16 protein-coding genes and 1 tRNA gene are annotated in these 19,127 nt (G+C 43.9%); 6 read left to right on the top strand and 11 right to left on the bottom strand.

Features of this window, described 5'->3' with window-relative positions; translation table 11 throughout:
- Positions 1-67 precede the first annotated feature (67 nt).
- Positions 68-143, top strand: a tRNA-Asn gene (locus DK415_RS06445).
- Positions 144-273: 130 nt separating this feature from the next.
- On the opposite strand, the gene zevB is transcribed toward DK415_RS06445, so the two are convergent.
- A complete protein-coding gene (zevB, locus tag DK415_RS06440; protein ID WP_109432935.1) occupies positions 274-1,308 on the bottom strand; it encodes a zinc transporter permease subunit ZevB in 1,035 nt (344 codons plus the stop codon).
- Between the two features lie 14 nt (positions 1,309-1,322).
- Positions 1,323-1,955, bottom strand: a complete 633-nt coding sequence (zevA, locus tag DK415_RS06435; protein ID WP_162540477.1) for a zinc transporter binding subunit ZevA — start codon at positions 1,953-1,955, stop codon at positions 1,323-1,325.
- A gap of 436 nt (positions 1,956-2,391) precedes the next feature.
- Here zevA and ettA point away from each other — a divergent pair, with 436 nt between their 5' ends.
- Positions 2,392-4,062 (top strand): energy-dependent translational throttle protein EttA, encoded by a 1,671-nt coding sequence (gene ettA, locus DK415_RS06430; protein WP_109432933.1) that lies wholly within the window; start codon positions 2,392-2,394, stop codon positions 4,060-4,062.
- Positions 4,063-4,266: 204 nt separating this feature from the next.
- Positions 4,267-4,638 (top strand): DsrE family protein, encoded by a 372-nt coding sequence (locus DK415_RS06425; RefSeq protein WP_109432932.1) that lies wholly within the window; start codon positions 4,267-4,269, stop codon positions 4,636-4,638.
- 85 nt (positions 4,639-4,723) lie between these two features.
- Here DK415_RS06425 and ytfE read toward each other — a convergent pair whose 3' ends face one another.
- Positions 4,724-5,401, bottom strand: coding sequence for an iron-sulfur cluster repair protein YtfE (gene ytfE, locus DK415_RS06420; RefSeq protein WP_109432931.1), 678 nt, complete (start codon positions 5,399-5,401; stop codon positions 4,724-4,726).
- A 194-nt stretch (positions 5,402-5,595) separates the two neighbouring features.
- Between ytfE and DK415_RS06415 the strand changes: the two genes are divergently transcribed.
- The 3 genes from DK415_RS06415 (at position 5,596) to parC (ending at position 11,194) form a co-directional block, all read left to right on the top strand.
- Positions 5,596-6,759: a cytochrome-c peroxidase gene (locus DK415_RS06415; RefSeq protein ID WP_109432987.1), complete on the top strand. Its 1,164-nt coding sequence runs from the start codon at positions 5,596-5,598 to the stop codon at positions 6,757-6,759.
- A gap of 124 nt (positions 6,760-6,883) precedes the next feature.
- Positions 6,884-8,782, top strand: coding sequence for a DNA topoisomerase IV subunit B (gene parE, locus DK415_RS06410; protein WP_109432930.1), 1,899 nt, complete (start codon positions 6,884-6,886; stop codon positions 8,780-8,782).
- A 159-nt stretch (positions 8,783-8,941) separates the two neighbouring features.
- Positions 8,942-11,194, top strand: a complete 2,253-nt coding sequence (gene parC, locus DK415_RS06405; RefSeq protein WP_239305575.1) for a DNA topoisomerase IV subunit A — start codon at positions 8,942-8,944, stop codon at positions 11,192-11,194.
- A 143-nt stretch (positions 11,195-11,337) separates the two neighbouring features.
- Here the strand turns inward: parC and DK415_RS06400 are convergent, their stop codons facing one another.
- The 8 genes from DK415_RS06400 to mepA form a co-directional block, all read right to left on the bottom strand.
- Complete coding sequence (locus DK415_RS06400; RefSeq protein WP_109432986.1) at positions 11,338-12,051, bottom strand: tetratricopeptide repeat protein; 714 nt, start codon at positions 12,049-12,051, stop codon at positions 11,338-11,340.
- A 4-nt stretch (positions 12,052-12,055) separates the two neighbouring features.
- Entirely contained in the window at positions 12,056-12,772 is a 717-nt protein-coding gene (locus tag DK415_RS06395; RefSeq protein WP_109432928.1) for a YwiC-like family protein, read from the bottom strand.
- Between the two features lie 117 nt (positions 12,773-12,889).
- Positions 12,890-13,765, bottom strand: coding sequence for an endonuclease/exonuclease/phosphatase family protein (locus DK415_RS06390; protein WP_420884513.1), 876 nt, complete (start codon positions 13,763-13,765; stop codon positions 12,890-12,892).
- A 2-nt stretch (positions 13,766-13,767) separates the two neighbouring features.
- Positions 13,768-15,813, bottom strand: a complete 2,046-nt coding sequence (gene dnaX, locus DK415_RS06385; protein ID WP_109432926.1) for a DNA polymerase III subunit gamma/tau — start codon at positions 15,811-15,813, stop codon at positions 13,768-13,770.
- A gap of 25 nt (positions 15,814-15,838) precedes the next feature.
- Positions 15,839-16,450 (bottom strand): adenine phosphoribosyltransferase, encoded by a 612-nt coding sequence (gene apt, locus DK415_RS06380; protein ID WP_204098401.1) that lies wholly within the window; start codon positions 16,448-16,450, stop codon positions 15,839-15,841.
- Between the two features lie 21 nt (positions 16,451-16,471).
- Positions 16,472-17,428: a lauroyl-Kdo(2)-lipid IV(A) myristoyltransferase gene (gene lpxM, locus DK415_RS06375; protein ID WP_109432924.1), complete on the bottom strand. Its 957-nt coding sequence runs from the start codon at positions 17,426-17,428 to the stop codon at positions 16,472-16,474.
- A gap of 37 nt (positions 17,429-17,465) precedes the next feature.
- Positions 17,466-18,233 (bottom strand): TSUP family transporter, encoded by a 768-nt coding sequence (locus tag DK415_RS06370; protein WP_109432923.1) that lies wholly within the window; start codon positions 18,231-18,233, stop codon positions 17,466-17,468.
- A gap of 3 nt (positions 18,234-18,236) precedes the next feature.
- The gene (gene mepA / locus DK415_RS06365) at positions 18,237-19,109 is read right to left on the bottom strand and encodes a penicillin-insensitive murein endopeptidase (protein ID WP_109432922.1); all 873 of its coding nucleotides are present in this window, start codon (positions 19,107-19,109) and stop codon (positions 18,237-18,239) included.
- Between the last annotated feature and the right edge of the window lie 18 nt (positions 19,110-19,127).

Genomic DNA, 19,127 nt, shown 5'->3' with positions numbered 1-19,127 from the left:
GTTAAGTGTTGACAACCTATAGAGGGATAAGTAAGATACGCGGCCTATCTTTTGATACCAAATTTATTCCTCCTTAGTTCAGTCGGTAGAACGGTGGACTGTTAATCCATATGTCGCTGGTTCGAGTCCAGCAGGAGGAGCCAATTTTTTCTTTTGGATAGTTTTTATTTGTCTCCTTTTATAAAAGCTAAAGCATACCAAAAGAGTTTGAGCCCGTAGCCTCCTTATGGGCTTTTATTTTTTCTGCTGAATCCTTTTTACTCTAGCCTCTTTTTATCTCGCAAATAATGTCGCGCCTCCGCTTACCGGCAAGGTCGTTCCATAAATCAACGCTAACGCAAAGAAAATCAATATGATACCGGCAAAACATTTCGACACGGCCTCTATATCTATGTCTGCAAAAGGTCGGCGATACCATTGCCCGATTTTAATCGCTGTTGAGCGAGCATAGCGCACCAATAACGCAAACGCCGATAACGTGATTCCCGTGCCAAGAGACATCGCTAATGTTGCCGCCATCCCCCAAGCAAATAAATCCAGCATATAGGCAAGGAACAAAACAAAAATCGCACCAGAGCAAGGTCGCATGCCGATACTCAAAATAATCAATACGCTTTCCTTTATATTTACGTTTTGATTCAAAGCATCGGGATCCGGAATATGTTGGTGACCACAACCACAGTTGGCGTAGTGTTCCGTATGTGTTTCTGGAAAAACAGTTGAAATTCCTACCGCACTTTTTGGGGCGATCGCCACGTCAAACCGTATCTCATTTGCGATACGGTGTTCAATTCGGCGAATTTGTGGCTTTTGCTTCGTCTGTCGATGTTGTTTATACAATCTTTTCCCACTTTTCCAACACCAACTTAGCCCAAGCAAAATCACCAGAACATAAGCGGTTCGTTCCAACCATAATTGGCTTAAATTGAAGTAAGCGGAGGAAAGCTGCAAAATCAGCACCACAACAGACACCGCCACAATGGCAACTAATCCTTGCGCTAAAGAAGAGAAGAAAGTGATTTGCATACTACGTGCAAGCTTCGTCTGGTGAGTCGCTAAATAGCCGGCAATAATAAACTTGCCGTGCCCAGGCCCCAAAGCGTGAAACACACCATATAAGAAACTCACTAAAATGAGCAGGCTGCCGGCATAAACGGGCTGTTGTTTAATGGCATGTAAATAAGCAGAGATGAGCTGATTAAATTCCCGTTGCCAGAGTACAACATGGGAAAATAACCATGGGAACAGATAAACGCAGGCAAGCACCAATATGCCGAATAAAAGGAAAGAAAATAAACGAGATTTCATGAATTTCTTAAAAACTATTTGCAAATTAACCGCACTTTTTGTGCAAACTGCGCGCCAAGGGTGTCATCTTCGTTGCGTTGAGACTGATCTAACGAGGAAGCATAGGCTTTGAGCTTTTCATTAACATCAGGCTCCAGCACTTCGCCACGACAATTTTCCGGTAATTGAGAAAAATCGACAGCCGAATGAAAAGGCTGATCGTAATACATAGAAACATAATAAGTCGGATCGTAAGTACTTAATGTAAATTCGTTATCCTGCAAAAGCTGCGGTTTTGACAACATAAAATCAAAATAATACAACACCTGCGCTCCACTGCTCTTCATCCCGTAATTTTGAGGTTTCGCGCTGTATTTTACTTTATTGCCTTGCTTATCAAATAAATAGCTAAAGTAATGCTCATTGACCACATTGCCGATAACCTCATCAATCAATTTCTGCAATGCTTTCTTGTCGCCTTTTGCTTGTTTTACATCATATAACACGGCAGCCGAACTGGGTTCATCTAAAATCCATTGCATCGAAAACCCGACTAATTGTTGTTTGTCCACCAACACCTTCGTTTTCATGTCAATAAACGCATGAGGATGCGCAAAAAGCGTTTGGGCACAAATTAAGGTTATAAAAAATAAGCTTATTTTTTTCACTGGATCACCTTCCCGATAAATTTGACTTCATTATTTTAGCATAAATAAAAATGCACCACAGTGCGCTCAAAAAAGCATCCATCATGAAAAAATCACTCGTTTTTTCTGATTTATATCAAACAAACTTAATTTTGCATTTTGCTTCTCACTGAAAAATCGATAACATTCAACACCATCAAGTGATTGCTTGATATTCATAAAGTTCCTAAATAAAATAATCATAAATAGCTAAACTACTTTCCTACCTCTCTTCGGAGAGGTTTTTTTATGCCTAAAATTTTACTGCGATAAATTGGCACAACGGCAAACATCAAGTAGAATGAGCCGCCTGAATCATGGCAATGATTTTTTATGCTTTATTGTTTCTTTAGGGTCATTCCTCATGTAAAAACATCGACAAAAATGACCGCACTTTTCCCTTAACCAGAGAAAAATTATGTCAACACAATTCGTTTACACGATGCACCGAGTAGGCAAAGTGGTTCCGCCGAAACGTCATATTCTAAAAGATATTTCCCTAAGCTTTTTCCCGGGCGCCAAAATTGGTGTGCTCGGTTTAAACGGCGCAGGTAAATCCACGTTGCTTCGCATTATGGCGGGCATTGATAAAGAAATCGAAGGGGAAGCTCGCCCGCAACCCGGCATTAAAATTGGTTATCTTCCGCAAGAACCAAAACTTGAACCCCAACAAACGGTGCGTGAAGCAATTGAAGAAGCCGTGGGTGACGTTAAACGTGCGTTAACGCGTTTAGATGAAGTTTATGCGTTATATGCCGATCCTGACGCTGATTTCGACAAACTTGCCGCTGAGCAAGCGGAGTTGGAAGCTATCATTCAAGCGCATGACGGGCATAATTTAGATAACCAATTAGAACGCGCCGCTGATGCGTTACGTTTGCCGGACTGGGATGCCAAAATCGAGCATTTATCTGGGGGCGAACGTCGCCGCGTGGCACTTTGCCGTTTATTGCTCGAAAAACCGGATATGTTGTTGTTGGACGAACCGACCAACCACTTGGATGCAGAATCCGTAGCGTGGTTAGAGCGCTTCTTACACGACTACGAAGGCACCGTGGTGGCAATCACCCACGACCGCTACTTCTTAGATAACGTCGCCGGCTGGATCTTAGAGCTTGACCGTGGTGAAGGTATTCCTTGGGAAGGTAACTATTCTTCTTGGTTGGAACAAAAAGAAAAACGCTTGGCGCAAGAACAAGCGCAAGAATCTGCCCGCCAAAAATCCATTGAGAAAGAATTGGAATGGGTACGCCAAAATCCAAAAGGTCGCCAAGCGAAAAGCAAAGCACGTATGGCGCGTTTTGATGAGCTTAATTCCGGCGAATATCAAAAACGTAACGAAACCAACGAACTCTTTATTCCACCTGGTCCACGCTTAGGCGATAAAGTGATTGAAGTGCAACATTTAAGTAAATCTTACGGCGACCGCACTTTAATCGATGATTTGTCTTTCAGCATTCCGAAAGGCGCTATCGTTGGGATTATCGGGGCAAACGGTGCGGGTAAATCGACCTTGTTCCGTATGCTTTCCGGCAAAGAACAACCGGATTCCGGTTCCATCACTTTAGGTGAAACCGTCGTGTTAGCTTCCGTAGATCAATTCCGCGATGCGATGGACGACAAGAAAACCGTGTGGGAAGAAGTTTCTAACGGACAAGATATTTTAACAATCGGTAACTTTGAAATTCCAAGCCGTGCTTATGTAGGACGCTTCAACTTCAAAGGCGTGGATCAGCAAAAACGCGTGGGCGAACTTTCCGGTGGTGAACGCGGCCGTTTGCACTTAGCGAAATTATTGCAAGCCGGTGGTAACGTGTTGTTACTGGACGAACCGACAAACGACCTTGATGTGGAAACGCTGCGTGCGTTGGAAAATGCGATTCTAGAGTTCCCGGGCTGCGCCATGGTTATCTCCCATGACCGCTGGTTCTTGGACCGTATCGCCACTCATATTTTAGACTACGGCGATGAAGGTAAGGTGACGTTCTATGAAGGCAACTTCTCCGATTATGAAGAATGGAAGAAGAAAACCTTCGGTGCTGAAGCCCTTCAACCACATCGCATGAAATATAAACGTATTGCGAAATAAGCAGTTATCGTTTAAACATAAACCCCAGACTTCATTGAATCTGGGGTTATTTTTTATATTCCCTCAGCATATTTACAACCACATTTCACTTATTTCTCATTTTGTGATTTTAATCACAGCCAAATGAAATAAAACCCTTTAAAATCAAAAAATATAAATATATAAATTATTTTATTTAATAACCCCAAACGGAGAGGAAACATCATGAAAAACATTGATTTATTAATTACATTAACTGCCCATGAGCGCGATTCAAATAATGTTACTATTGCTTTTACTATCGGAATAAACGCCCTAGAAAAAGGCAAAGACACTGTCATTTTATTGCTTTCCGATGCCGTTCATCTCGGCGCTAAAGGTTACGGCGATAAAATCGATATTGGCGCACCATTCAAACCGGTTCGTGAACTCATTGATACCTTTATTGCAAAAGGTGGTAGAATTGCCGTGTGTTCTTCCTGTATGCAACATAACGGCGTATCCGAAGAAAGCCTTTATCCTGAAGCAGAAATTGTGACTGCCAGCTTTATTACAGAATCCTTATTTGCTTCACAAAGACAACTTCAACTGAATTAATCTTTTTATATCGTTACAAATAAAAAGCCATTAAACATCGCATTTAATGGCTTTCTTTATACACTTCAAATTGTTAAAACAGGATTTATCTGCTGCCTTCCTCAATCACGCGTGGAAACAGAATATTATTTTCCGTATGAATGTGCATCATTAAATCATCCATAAATTCTTGAATTCCACTATAAAGTGCGCGCCAAGTATTACACGCATCTGCCGGCGGTGTTAAGTTATTGGTCAACGCTTTCAATACATCCAAATGCTCACCGTGTTCAGCATGTTCATGTTCCATGACTTGAATCGGCATTCTTGCCATCGCATAATTTCCCATGTTGATCATCGGGAACAAAATTTGCTCTTCTTTCATCATATGACTGGTTAAATCAGCATAAATATGTTGAATTTCAGCAGCAATGCCAATTGGACAATCATCACGATCGCCGTGAACGGATTCTACGCGCTCAGCCAAGACAAAAAGTTCAGAAAGCTGTTGTTTGTGACGTTCATGATAACGATGAATAATGTGCTCGATGATGTCTGCGTAAGGTGCTGTCAACCAACGTTGCTCATCGTCCTGTTTTTTACTATTTTGCAATTCTGTTAAACGAGCTTCAATTTCCGCTAAATTTAAATTTTTCTCTGCAACAGCTGCACCTAATGTATCGGCGCCACCACAACAAAAATCTAAATCATATTCACGTAAAAGTGCGGTTGATCCTGGAATTGAAATCGCAATTTCACTTAATTTTTTATCGGCAAAAGACATGATAATTTCCCCCATAACTGTGGATAACAAAAAACCGAGTAAAATGGTAAACTATTTTACAGGAAGATAAAGCACTTTTTCAAAAAAAGTGATTTTGTATGATTCAGGTCAAAAGTCATACCTTAAAAGAGTAAGACAGAAAAAAGGGAAAAAACGGTATGCTAAAGAACATCATTTTATTACCAGGACAAACCATGAACCGTTTATTTACAATGCTACTTGTCGCATGGCTGCCGATGTCTGCCTTAGCGCTAGAAAAAGAAGCCCGTGAAATGCCGAAGGGCGGGATTGATAAGGCGTTATTGGGGCAAATTTTATTTTTTGATAACAACCTCTCTCTACATGGCAACCAAAACTGTTCCAGTTGCCACAGCCCGGATACCGCCTTTGTTGATTTACGAGAAAACAGCGCAGACAAAATGGTCTCTCAAGGTGATGATCCGACGCGGTTCGGCACGCGGAATGCGCCAACCATGCTTTATGCAAGCTATGCACCGGAATTTCATTACGATGAAAAAATTCAGGATTATGTGGGTGGTCAATTCTGGGATGGGCGTGCTAAAAACTTAGCAGAACAAGCCGGTGGGCCGCCAATCAATCCTGTGGAAATGGGCATGCCGGACAAACTTTCCGTTGCTAAACGGATCGTCAACACACCGATGTATTTCACGCTTTTTACCCGACATTATGGCAAAGCAACCTGGGACAGTGCAGACAGCGTTTATTCGGCTATGGAAGATGCCCTTGCCGTATTCCAACAAGAAAAACGTTTATTGCATCCTTTTGATGCTAAATACGATAAATCGCTACAAGGCAAATATGCGATGACCGCCCAAGAAGAACGTGGTAAACAATTATTTTTTGATAACACCAAAACCAACTGTAGCAACTGCCATCAAGCGCAACATGCCGAACACAAAGAGGAAACCTTCACCAACTATCGCTACTACAACATGGGCGTGCCTAAAAATCGGCGTTTAATCGCGCATAATCAGCTCGGCGAGGATTTTATCGATAACGGTTTGTTGGATAACCCAATGGTCAAAGGCGATCAACGCCAAAAGAGCAAATTCAAAGTGCCAACCCTACGCAACATTGCCGTCACCGCACCTTATATGCACAACGGCGTGTTTAAACATTTACGCACCGTGTTGGAATATTTCGATCATTTCAACAACCCTGCGCGTAAACTGAATCCTGAAACTCAGCAACCTTGGGAAGCACCGGAATACGCCGCAACGATGAATCTTGAAGAACTCAAAGCGCCACAGTTAAGCGACGAACAACTGGATGACCTTGAAGCCTTTCTGAAAACCTTAACGGACGAACGCTACGAAACGCTACTCAAACAACAGTAAAAACGCTCGCCAAAATGACCGCACTTTTCTCTTCTCTCAGCACGAAAAGTGCGGTTAAAAATCCCGTTGTTTTTTGTTATAATCCCGCGCAATTTTGCTTCCAAGATTTTATTAATGAATAACTATGACAACGAATTATTCCGCCAACGAAATTACCGTTTTAAAAGACCTTGAACCGGTACAACTCCGCCCGGGCATGTATACCGACACCACCCGCCCAAATCACCTCGCACAAGAAGTTATCGACAACAGCGTGGACGAGGCCCTTGCCGGTTTTGCCACGAAAATCGAAGTGATTTTGCATAAAGATCAATCCATTGAAGTGATCGATAACGGGCGTGGTATGCCGGTGGATATGCATCCGGTGGAAAAAGTATCCGGCGTAGAAGTCATCATGAGCAAACTGCACGCCGGCGGTAAATTTTCTAATAAAAATTACACGTTCTCCGGTGGTTTGCATGGGGTGGGAATTTCTGTGGTGAATGCCTTATCCGAGCGAGTTGATGTCACCGTTAAACGTAACGGTGAAGTGTATAAAATCGCCTTTGAAAATGGTCAAAAAGTGGAAGACCTCACCGTTATCGGTACCTGCGGTCGTCGCACGACCGGTACCACCGTGCATTTCAAACCGAATCCGAAATATTTCGACAGCGAAAAATTCTCCGTCAGCCGTTTGCGTCATTTACTCCGCGCCAAAGCCGTGTTGTGCTCAGGACTAGAAATTAAATTTATTGATAAAGTGAATGACACCGAAGATACTTGGCTTTATCAAGACGGCTTGAACGACTATTTAATGGAAGCGGTAAACGGTTTAGTCACCTTACCGGAACAACCGTTCATCGGTGAATTTAAGGGCGAAAAAGAAGCGGTATCTTGGGCGTTATTATGGTTGCCGGAAGGTGGCGAACTCATTGGCGAAAGCTATGTAAACCTGATTCCGACCGCACTTGGCGGCACGCACGTCAACGGTTTGCGTCAAGGCTTATTGGATGCCATGCGTGAATTCTGCGAATTCCGCAATTTATTGCCGCGCGGCGTGAAACTCACCGCTGACGATTTATGGGATCGCTGCGCTTATGTGCTTTCCCTTAAAATGCAGGACCCGCAATTCGCCGGCCAAACCAAAGAACGCCTTTCCTCCCGTCAGAGTGCGGTGTTTATTGGCGGTGTTGTGAAAGATGCCTTCAGTTTGTGGCTAAACCAAAACGTTCAAACCGCCGAATTATTGGCTGATATGGCGATCAGTTCCGCCCAACGCCGTTTGCGTGCAGCGAAAAAAGTGGTGCGTAAAAAACTGGTAAGCGGCCCTGCGTTACCGGGCAAGCTCGCCGACTGTAGCTCACAAGATCTCAATTTAACCGAACTATTCCTCGTAGAAGGGGATTCTGCGGGTGGTTCTGCCAAGCAAGCACGGGAACGTGAATACCAAGCGATTTTGCCGCTGCGCGGTAAGATTTTGAACACCTGGGAAGTGTCACCGGAGCAAGTGTTAGCCTCACAAGAAGTGCATGACATTGCCGTGGCGCTAGGTATTGATCCCGACAACGATGATTTATCCCAATTGCGCTACGGGAAAGTCTGTATTCTCGCCGATGCGGATTCGGATGGCTTACATATTGCCACCCTACTTTGCGCCCTCTTCCTACGCCATTTCCCGAAACTGGTGGAACAAGGCCATGTGTATGTGGCGATGCCACCGCTCTATCGAATCGACTTAGGCAAAGACGTGTTCTATGCCCTCGATGAAGGCGAAAAAGAGGCTATTTTGGATCGTCTGAAAGGGAAAAAAGGCAAGCCGAACGTCCAGCGTTTTAAAGGGTTGGGCGAAATGAACCCAATGCAATTACGCGAAACCACAATGGATCCGAACACCCGTCGTTTAGTGCAACTCACCTTTGAAGCACAAAGCGAAGAAAGCCAAGAAACAATGGAAACCATGGATATGCTACTGGCCAAAAAACGCGCTGAAGACCGTAAAAACTGGTTGCAAGCGAAAGGGGATCAAGTGGATTTGGCTGTGTAAGAAGAAAAGTGCGGTGAAATTTTCAAACACGTCAAAACATGTCAAAAATCAACCGCACTTTAAATCTCCCTAGTTCCTCTTAACAAAAGAGGGAGAATTTGGCGAAAACCAATAAATAAAATGAACATTATCGACATAAATAAAACGCAAAAATAAATCATGACTGACTCCATCAACTACGAAGGCATTGAACAAATGCCACTACGCCACTTCACCGAAAGGGCGTATCTCAACTATTCCATGTACGTCATCATGGATCGCGCCTTGCCGTTTATCGGCGATGGTTTGAAGCCGGTACAGCGACGCATTATTTATGCCATGTCCGAGCTAGGGCTGAATGCAGCGGCAAAATATAAAAAATCTGCCCGTACCGTGGGGGATGTGTTGGGTAAATTCCACCCGCACGGTGATAGCGCTTGCTATGAAGCCATGGTGTTGATGGCGCAGCCCTTCTCTTACCGTTACCCATTGGTTGACGGACAAGGCAACTGGGGCGCGGTGGACGATCCGAAATCTTTCGCGGCGATGCGTTATACGGAATCCCGTTTATCTAAAATTTCAGAAGTGCTATTGGCAGAACTCGGTCAAGGCACCGTGGATTACCAACCAAACTTTGACGGCACCTTAGAAGAACCGCAATATTTGCCGGCACGTTTGCCGCATATTTTGCTCAACGGCACGACAGGGATCGCAGTGGGAATGGCAACGGATATTCCTCCGCACAATATTAATGAAATTGCCGATGCGGCAGTGATGTTACTAGATAATCCGAAAACCACCTTGGATGACTTGTTGACCGTGGTGCAAGGCCCGGATTTCCCAACAGAGGCGGAAATCATTTCGCCGAAAGAAGAAATTCGCAAAATATATCAACAAGGTCGCGGCTCTATCAAAATGCGCGCAGCATGGAAAAAGGAAGACGGGGAAATCATTATCAGCGCCCTCCCGCACCAAGCCTCGCCATCCAAAGTGATTGCGCAAATCGCCGAGCAAATGACCGCGAAAAAGCTGCCGATGGTAGAAGATATTCGTGATGAAGCAGATCATGAAAATCCGGTGCGCATTGTGATCGTGCCGCGTTCGAATCGCGTAGATACCGATGCTATGATGGCGCATTTATTTGCCACCACCGATTTGGAAAAAAGCTATCGTGTCAACATGAACATGATTGGTTTGGATTACAAACCGGCAGTGAAAAATCTGTTGGAAATCCTCACCGAGTGGCTAACTTTCCGTCGCACCACCGTGACCCGACGCTTGCAATATCGCTTAGACAAAGTGCTTGCCCGCTTGCATATCTTACAAGGTTTGATGATTGCCTTTTTGAATATTGATGACGTCATCGAAATCATCCGTCACGAAGATGAACCGAAAGCCGAATTAATGGCTCGTTTCAACTTAAGCGATGCACAAGCGGAAGCCATTTTGAACTTGCGCTTGCGTCATTTGGCGAAACTGGAAGAACATCAGTTGCAAGCGGAACAAGCGGAGTTAGAAAAAGAGCGGTCATCTTTGGAAGAGATTTTAGGCTCCGAACGCCGTTTAAATACGTTGTTGAAAAAAGAAATTCAACAAGATGCCAAAACGTACGCTAGCCCTCGTCGTTCGCCGTTAGTTGAACGAGCGGAAGCCAAAGCCATTGCAGAAAACGAAATGCTGCCGACAGAACCGGTGACGGTGATTTTATCAGAAATGGGTTGGGTGCGTTGCGCGAAAGGGCATGACATTGATCCGCAAGGCTTAAGCTACAAAGCCGGCGACAAGTATTTGGCGCATGCCTACGGCAAAAGTAATCAACTGGCGGTGTTTATCGACAGCACGGGGCGCAGTTACGCACTGGATCCGCTAAGTCTGCCGTCTGCCCGCTCCCAAGGCGAGCCGCTCACCGGTAAACTTACCCTGCCGGCAGGCGCTACCGTTGATCAGCTGCTGATTGAAAATGAAGATCAACCGTTGCTCATGGCATCCGACGCCGGCTATGGCTTTATTTGTAAATTCGCCGATTTAGTCGCTCGTAACAAAGCCGGTAAAGCGCTCATTTCCTTACCGGAAAATGCCAAAGTGTTACCGCCATTAACACTGAAAAATCCGACCGCACTTTTGGTGGCACTCACCTCCGCTGGCAGAATGCTGATTTTCCCGGTGCAAGATTTACCGGAACTCTCTAAAGGCAAAGGCAACAAAATCGTCACTATTCCGTCCGCCAACGCCAAAGCGCGTTCCGAATTACTGGTGCGGTTATTGTTGATTGAGGAAAATTCCAGCCTGATCTTCCATTCCGGGAAACGTAAAGTGACCTTAAAACCGGAAGATTTACAGAAATTCCGCGCTGAACGGGGCCGTAAAGGGACACAGTTACCTCGAGGCTTACACAGCAACGTGGAAATTGAAGTGGTAACTCCAGAGGAATAATTCTAAATTCAGACTCAAAAGGACGCATGATTGGCGTCCTTTTTTATATGAAAAGTGCGGTGGTTTTTCCGGTTGTTTTTTATTGAAATTATCATGGTAATACAAACAAAAAATCCACCTTAAAAAGTGGATTTTTATCTTTGCTAATCATCACTCAATATATTTAATCGCTCTTTTGCTTCCTCTGAAAAACGGCTTTGTTGCGCGATTAAATCTTTATAAATAGAAATGGCCATCGGTCGATTGCGTTTTGTTCCTTCGCCTCGTTCATACATTAACGCTAAGCGGAAAATAGCTTCCTCATTACCTTGTTTTGCGCCTTTTTCCAACCACTTGAAGGCTTTGTTAAAGTCTCTAATTTTAATTTCATTATAGTACAGAGTGCCTAAAACGAGCATCGCCTGTGAATCATTAGCTGATGCGGTTTTCTCCAGCAAAGAAATGCCATGATTAAGATTCTTTTTGACGCCATAACCACCGGCGTAAAGAATCCCTAAATTAGTTACCGCAATTCTGCTTCCTTGTTCTGCGGCCTCGCTGAACCACCAATAGGCTTTTTCATAGTTTTGTTCGACACCTTCTCCACGAAAATAAAGTCGCCCAAGATCCAACTGTGCGCGTCGATCATCTTTCAACGCAAGAAGATACATTACGTTAAACACGGAAGATATATCATTGCGTTGAAAAAAAGCTCGCCCCCAATCTCTTAGCTGATCATTCGTAAGTTCATTACGCAACAGTTTCCCGCTTTCTTCCACGGTTTGAACCATGGGAAAAACCGGCGTTTCCACAGCAAGAGCAGAAAAACTAAATAAGCCAAGGCCAATTGCAAAATGCTTTAAGCGTTTTTTCATCATCTTTTTACAAAGTGGCATAAAGCAAATTAGCAAAAAACAACAGGGAAATACCGATTTCGGTGAATCCCACTTGTTTTACCGACATTTTTTTCTGCGGCAGCCAAATGGCTCGAATGAATGGCGGCACAAACGCCAACGCCATGAGATATTGTTCTACAAAAACAAATCCGAGAATACAAAGCGCGTGAAAACCGATGGATAATTTTAAATACAACGGATTTTTACGCTCGCGCATAACGGATTTCACATATAAGGTCGTACCGATAAAAAATAAGCTCGGATACAGCGCTACCAGCCAAATTTTGTCATCAAAAGTGCGGTCAGGAAAATAATAGGATCCCATGCCGGCAATGGCAAAAATCACGATACCTGCCAAATCATTTAAAAAAGCACGTTCGTCTTTTTGCTTAACATAATAAATACTGATCAACACGAACGGCAACATAGCCGCCACAAATAACGCCGTATGCCAGTTATAAATCAATACCGGAATGGCAAAAATGACACAGGCAAAGAAATAAATCCACGACCATTTAATATACAGTTCCAAATTTCTGCCTTTAAATAAATTCAGAAACGGATAGGTCATTAAGTACAAGGAAAACCATGCCAGCAAAAAGAAAACGTGTTGCCAAATCGGGTTACTGAGCAACATCCCATATAAAAATGGCATGAGCGCCATGACGATGGCACCGTGTTGATTCGAAATCAATAGTTTCATAAATAAGACGAGTGATTGGTTAATAGGTTTACGAATTTTAGAGGTTTTTCATTTAGATGAACATAGCTCTTGCGAATTATTTTTATTACGAAAAACCAACTAACTTGCATTCAATGTTTAATCGGCTAATTCCACATCCAACAACAACGGTGCATGATCAGAGCTTTCCGTTGGCTCAGTTGTAGCATGTAACACCTTCAGCCCACGCACAAAAACATGATCTAGCGGATTACCTAAAAAACGTAATCGATGATCTTGTGCAAAAGGGACTTCAACCAAACCGAATTCCTTTATCAATTCTCGGATGATCCACATGCGATAACTGTTCCAAGAATTAAAATCACCGGATAACACCAGCGGGCCTTGATGTTGTGAAACTAGCTGCATCAGTGTGCGAAGTTGTTCTTCATAAGACGTGGGATTTATTTCAAAATTAATCAAATGCACGTTGACTAATAACAGCGCTTGCCCGTGGGACAGAGGCAAGCTCATCGCCGCCCCCACTTTTGGAATACGAATCCAAGGTTCGGATTTTGAGCCGGCACAGTAAAAGTGCGGTACAAATTGAGAGAGAATTTCAACACCGGATTGTTGTTGTAAATAGGCAAAGGCGCTGGCATAAAGTGCGGTAGGAAATGACGATGAATACTGCGCAGCCAATTCTTGTGTATTTAACACTTCCTGTAATAACAACAGATCACGTCCCTGCGCCAAACGATTCATCGCCTCTTGCCAACCGGCATCTTGTCCTTTATGCAAATTCCAAACCAACAAGCGAAATGTCTTCTGTGTGATTTCGGGGAGAGGCTGTTCTGCTTGATAACAAATTAACTCATCCTGTTTTTTTATCGGATGATAGGTGAGATTTGGCGTCGTGGTAAAGTGAATGTTGACGGGGGAGAAAATCGTTAAGCTATAAAAAAGATAACCGGCAATCGCCGCTATAAGGAAAACGAGAAAGGCGATAAGTTTAAAGGCGTGTTTTCTAAACATCATTACACCGGACGAATGCTTTTCACATCAACGCTACAATCAAATTCGCGTTCTAATAATTGCAATTTTTGATCCTGCAATAAATCCTGTTTCGCCTGCTCCCGTAATTGAGCATAAATTTTGCGGCGATAATCCGTCGGCGTTAAATACTGTTCGTCATCGTTAATTTCAACGGTCAATGCAATGGTTTTCCCTAACACATGTGAAACAGACTGCTGCAGCAATTTGCAATGTTTATCTTGATTCAAATGTGCATGGCTGGAACGTACACCCAATTTAAGCGAATCTTCGCTTTCCGTCCAAATAAAGGTATTTAAGGCAAATTCTTTGGTGAGATTTTCCACGCCACTTTGTTCAATCAACTGTGCCCAGCGATCTTGTTCTTCCGTTAAATGGACAATTTTTTGCTGTAATTCAGGGGTAATGTCTTGCAGAATGGCGGCCTTGATGTCTGAAGGTTTGGGGCCTTGTTCAACGTATGCCAGTTCAGGATTGCTCCATTCCCAACGATAATCTTCGCCTAGCCCATCTGAATCGTTTTCTTCGCTCTCCGATTCATTCGGATTTTCTACCGCACTTTTAGCATCTAGATCTTCCACTGCATGAGAAAGTGCGGTCAGTTTTTTAGAGGAATGTTGTGCTAGGCGCTCAGACTTTTTTTTTTCTTGAGAAGGGCTGCTCGGTATGGCATCCAGTTGGTCTAATCCGTTTAATGCATCAAGTACAGGCGAACTCACCAAGGGTTCTGCCGATTGCGTGGATTGAGGTTGCGCGCTTTTTGCCACGGTTTCATTCGTAGTGGATTTTTTACGATCTTGATAATGGGCTTTTATCGCCTGAGAAACCACGGGCATTTCAATCGCCGCTGAAGCAGTTTGACCAAAAGATTTAACACGATTTTCCACCGCGCTTAATGAAGTTCTTGGTGAACTTTCTTGCGTGGTTGTTTCAATATTTACCGGTTGTCCAATAAATTTCGGATGAAACGCCAACGCACGCAATAACACCATTTCTGCCCCCATGCGCGCGGTTGGTGCCAAACTTAATTCTTTCCGGCCACTCACCACCACTTGATAGAAAAACTGTACGTCCTGTGGTGCGATATGTTTCGCTAAAAAGCTAATGTGATCCGCTTCCGTTAACGAGGCTTGTGGTAATAATTGCTGCATCGCAATCTTGTGCAGATTTTCTGCGACTTCACGCAACAGCTCATCCCAATCACCTGCTTTATTCGCCACCTCACTCACAACTTGCATGAGCTTTTCGCCATTGCCTTGTTGCAATGCATAAATAATCTCAATGGCTTGGGTTTCATCCAATAAACCCAACATTTCATTGACAATATTGAGCGTGACATTGCCGTTACTCATTGCAATGGCTTGATCTGTCAAACTGAGACTGTCGCGGATACTGCCTTGTGCCGCATTAGCGAGTTTGTCCAATGCTAAAGTCTGAAAGGGAATCTGTTCCTGATTTAGAATATATCCCAAATGCTCGGCAATTTGGGATTGCTCCAAGGCTTTCAAATGGAACTGCATGCAACGAGATAAAATCGTCACCGGCAGTTTATGAGGATCGGTAGTCGCCAACAGGAATTTCACATATTCCGGCGGCTCTTCCAAGGTTTTTAAGAGCGCATTGAAAGAATGGCGTGAAAGCATGTGCACTTCATCGATAAGATACACTTTATAACGCCCCAACACCGGCTTGTATTGCACGTTATCCAACAGCTCGCGTGTATCTTCCACTTTGGTACGGGATGCCGCATCGATTTCAATTAAATCGATAAAATTGCCTTCTTCAATGGCTTTACAGTTTTCACATACACCACAAGGCTCGGCAGTCACGCCATTAACACAATTCAGCCCTTTGGCAAATAAACGGGCAATGGAAGTTTTCCCCACGCCGCGCGTGCCGGAAAATAAATAAGCATGATGCAGGCGATTTTCACGCAAGCCGTTAGCAAGTGCGGTCAAAATGTGTTGCTGACCGACAACCTCGGCAAACGTTTTTGGTCGCCACTTTCTTGCTAATACTTGATAACTCATGCTTTATCCCTGTCCATTTGGAAAATTAATGGCCGGCAAAATTAACCAAAGTGTAAGGTTCTACGCCTAAGCCGCGTAAGCGTTGTTCGCCGCCGAGATCCGGTAAATTGATCACGAATGCCGCATGTTTCACTTCACCGCCCAAACGTTGTACTAATTTGACCGTAGCTTCCACCGTGCCGCCTGTTGCCAATAAGTCGTCAATAATCAATACGTTATCACCTTTTTGAATGGAATCCACATGAATTTCCAAGGTGTCTTGTCCATATTCCAATTCATAAGATTGCGCAATGGTTTCACGTGGCAATTTACCCGGTTTACGTACCAACACGAAAGGTACATTTAATGCCAACGCCACCGGTGCACCAAAAATAAAGCCACGGGATTCCGTCCCAATAACTTTATTAATGCCTTTATCTTTGCAATGTTGCACCATCAAATCGATCGCAGCGCGAAATGCCGCCGGTTCTTCTACTAAGCTGGTAATATCACGAAAAATGATTCCCGGTTTCGGATGATCAGGAATGGATTTAATTGAAGAAGCAATAAGTGCAAGTTGTTTTTCCATTTTTTTACCTAAAAGTGCGGTTGTTTTTTCACACAAATTAAAATTATAAATCGGCGCGCATATTATCATAAATCGACAGATTGCCGAACATTAATCATAAAGATCTTCGCCATTTTTTCGGGTGCGCAGAAGCTGCAAAATCCACACGTATTGTTCCGGTGTTTCGATGACAAAACTTTCAATTTCTGCGTTCATGGCGCGAGCAGATTGCTGCGGATCATCACTTAGTGTCATTGCTGGATGAATTTCCATTTGGTATTTACCCAGCTGTGCGTTATAACGCGGAAACATTGGAATCACAACAGCTTTTGCCAACTTCGCCATTTTATTAATGCCCGGTAAAGTCGCTTTGTAAGTCGCAAAGAAATCCACATACACACTTTGTTCTTCACCAAAATCTTCGTCCGGCAAATAATACCCCATCTGCCCTTGTCGAATGTGGCTCAAAAACGGTTTGATACCATTTTGGCGCGCATGCATTTTGCCACCAAAACGTTGGCGTGCCAGCGTCCAAAGCCAATCCACCAGCGGATTGCGATGCGGGTTATACATGGATGTCATCGGAATGCCATGAGTGTGTAAAATAATCCCTGACGCATCAATTGCCCAACCGTGCGGTACCAGCAAAATCACATTTTTACCCTGCTCTTTTGCCTGTTTAATATGTTTAATGCCAATAAATTCACTGCGCTGTTGCAAATGTTTTTTTGAACGCACCGCAATTTCGCCGATCCCTAACATCACTTGCGCCAATACAACAAACATGTCATCAATCACCTGTTCGCGGTGTTGTTCCGACCATTGCGGAAAGCAATATTGCAAATTAATTTGAGCGCGTTTGCGTTGCTTTTTCGCTTTATGTCCAACCAACAGACCAATCTTGGCGGCGAATTTATCGCGCAAACGAAAAGGAATAAACGCCAGTAACAGCAAAACAAAAATACCGAGCCAAATGCCCCAATATTTAGGCTTTAAATAGGACCACGAGAAATGTGGCTCATAGCCGACACGTGCCGTTAAACGAATATTTTGTTGAGAATCTGTCATAAAAAAACGTTGCGGAAATTCACCGCACTTTATCCCGTTAGAAATTAAACCAGCCTTGATCAAAGGCCATTTTTATCGTCATGATAAAAGACATAACCACCACCATTGGGCGAATCAACGTTTTGCCTTTTGTCATCACCATTTTAGCGCCTAAATTGGCACCGATAAATTGTCCCGCCATCATGGCCAAACCGACCGTCCATAAAATTTGCCCGCCAATAAGGAAAAAAATTAATGAAGCTAAGTTGGAGGTAAAATTCATGACTTTGGCATGGGCGGTGGCCTTCGCTAAGTTAAAACCGAGTAATGTCACACATGCCAAGCTCATAATCGAACCGGTGCCCGGCCCGAAAAATCCGTCATAAAAACCCATCCATGTGCCGATACAAAAAGCGAAAACCGGATAAGACAGACGTTGTTTACGATCTTCATCGCCCAATTTAGGAGTCACTAAAAAATAAACACCGATGGCTAAAATTAAAAATGGCAGGATTTTTTTAATGACGGAGGCATCAATCAGCTGAATTAAAATCGTTCCGGCGACAGAGCCAAAGAAAATCATCAGCAAGATTAACCAAACTTCCGAAAAATTGACCGCTCTTTTACGTAAAAAATAAAGACTCGCAGAAAAAGAGCCACCACAGGCCTGTAACTTATTGGTCCCTAGTGCAACCGCAGGCGGGATCCCCGTCATCAGCAACGCCGGAATCGTGATTAATCCGCCACCGCCGGCAATGGCATCAATAAAACCGGCAACAAAAGCGACCACAAATAAAATGGCTAAAATATCAAGACCAAATTCCATCCCTTACTCCAACCATTCACTCCGATTTGGTGAGTTCAAGATTTGTTGACACAAAAAAGGTTCTGGCGGTGTGACTTTGGGCTTACTTGGTGTTGCCCCGGGTTTTGGCGGTTCAAACCAAGAATAAAGCTCGCTATCACAGCCATCCCCGGCAGGTACCGGCGCTTGGTTTTCGCAGTGTTGCGCTCCCATCGGACAAGTGAGGCGCACATGGAAATGCGAGTCATGCCCAAACCACGGACGGATTTTGTGTAACCAAGCACGATCCGAACCTGCGGTTTCACAGAGTTTCAACTTAATCGCCGGATTAACAAAAATACGCGTCACTTTCGGATCTTCCGCCGCCAATTTAATCAGTTTTGCGTGATTTGCTGTCCAAATGCTCTCATCCACTCGTTGTGCTTTGCGGTTCACCACCAACAAACCTTTGCCGTCGGAATTCAGCGCATCCGTGTCAGACATGCTGCCCATGCGCAACCAAATATCAGCATCTAAGCCCATTTGATGGCTGGCGTGTCCCGTCAGAAAACGCCCACCGCCAGGCATGGCAATATCGCCCACTAACATCGTTGGTAAACCTGCCGCTTTGACACGTTGCCCTAGACGTTGCAAATAACGAATCATGTCCGGATGACCATAATAACGGTTCTTATTCATACGAATGACTTGATAGCCTTCGCCTTTATAAGGCAAGGGTTCCGCACCAATAATACAGCCGTTAGAATAGCTACCAATCGCCTCGGCTTTGCCGTTTTCTGCCGGAATCGGTCGTTTGATCTGTTGCCAGTCTTGTGGTGCGGCAAAAGTGGATATCGCAAAAAAAACGCTGCTAAAAATGACCGCACTTTTGATGAGTTGATGAAAAATCTTATTCATTATGGATGTCCATGTTGC

Origin of the sequence: Aggregatibacter segnis (genome assembly GCF_003130075.1) — a bacterium.
GTDB lineage: Bacteria > Pseudomonadota > Gammaproteobacteria > Enterobacterales > Pasteurellaceae > Aggregatibacter > Aggregatibacter segnis_A.
The sequence above is the reverse complement of the archived record's forward strand: the minus strand, read 5'-3'. Positions and strand labels throughout refer to the sequence as shown.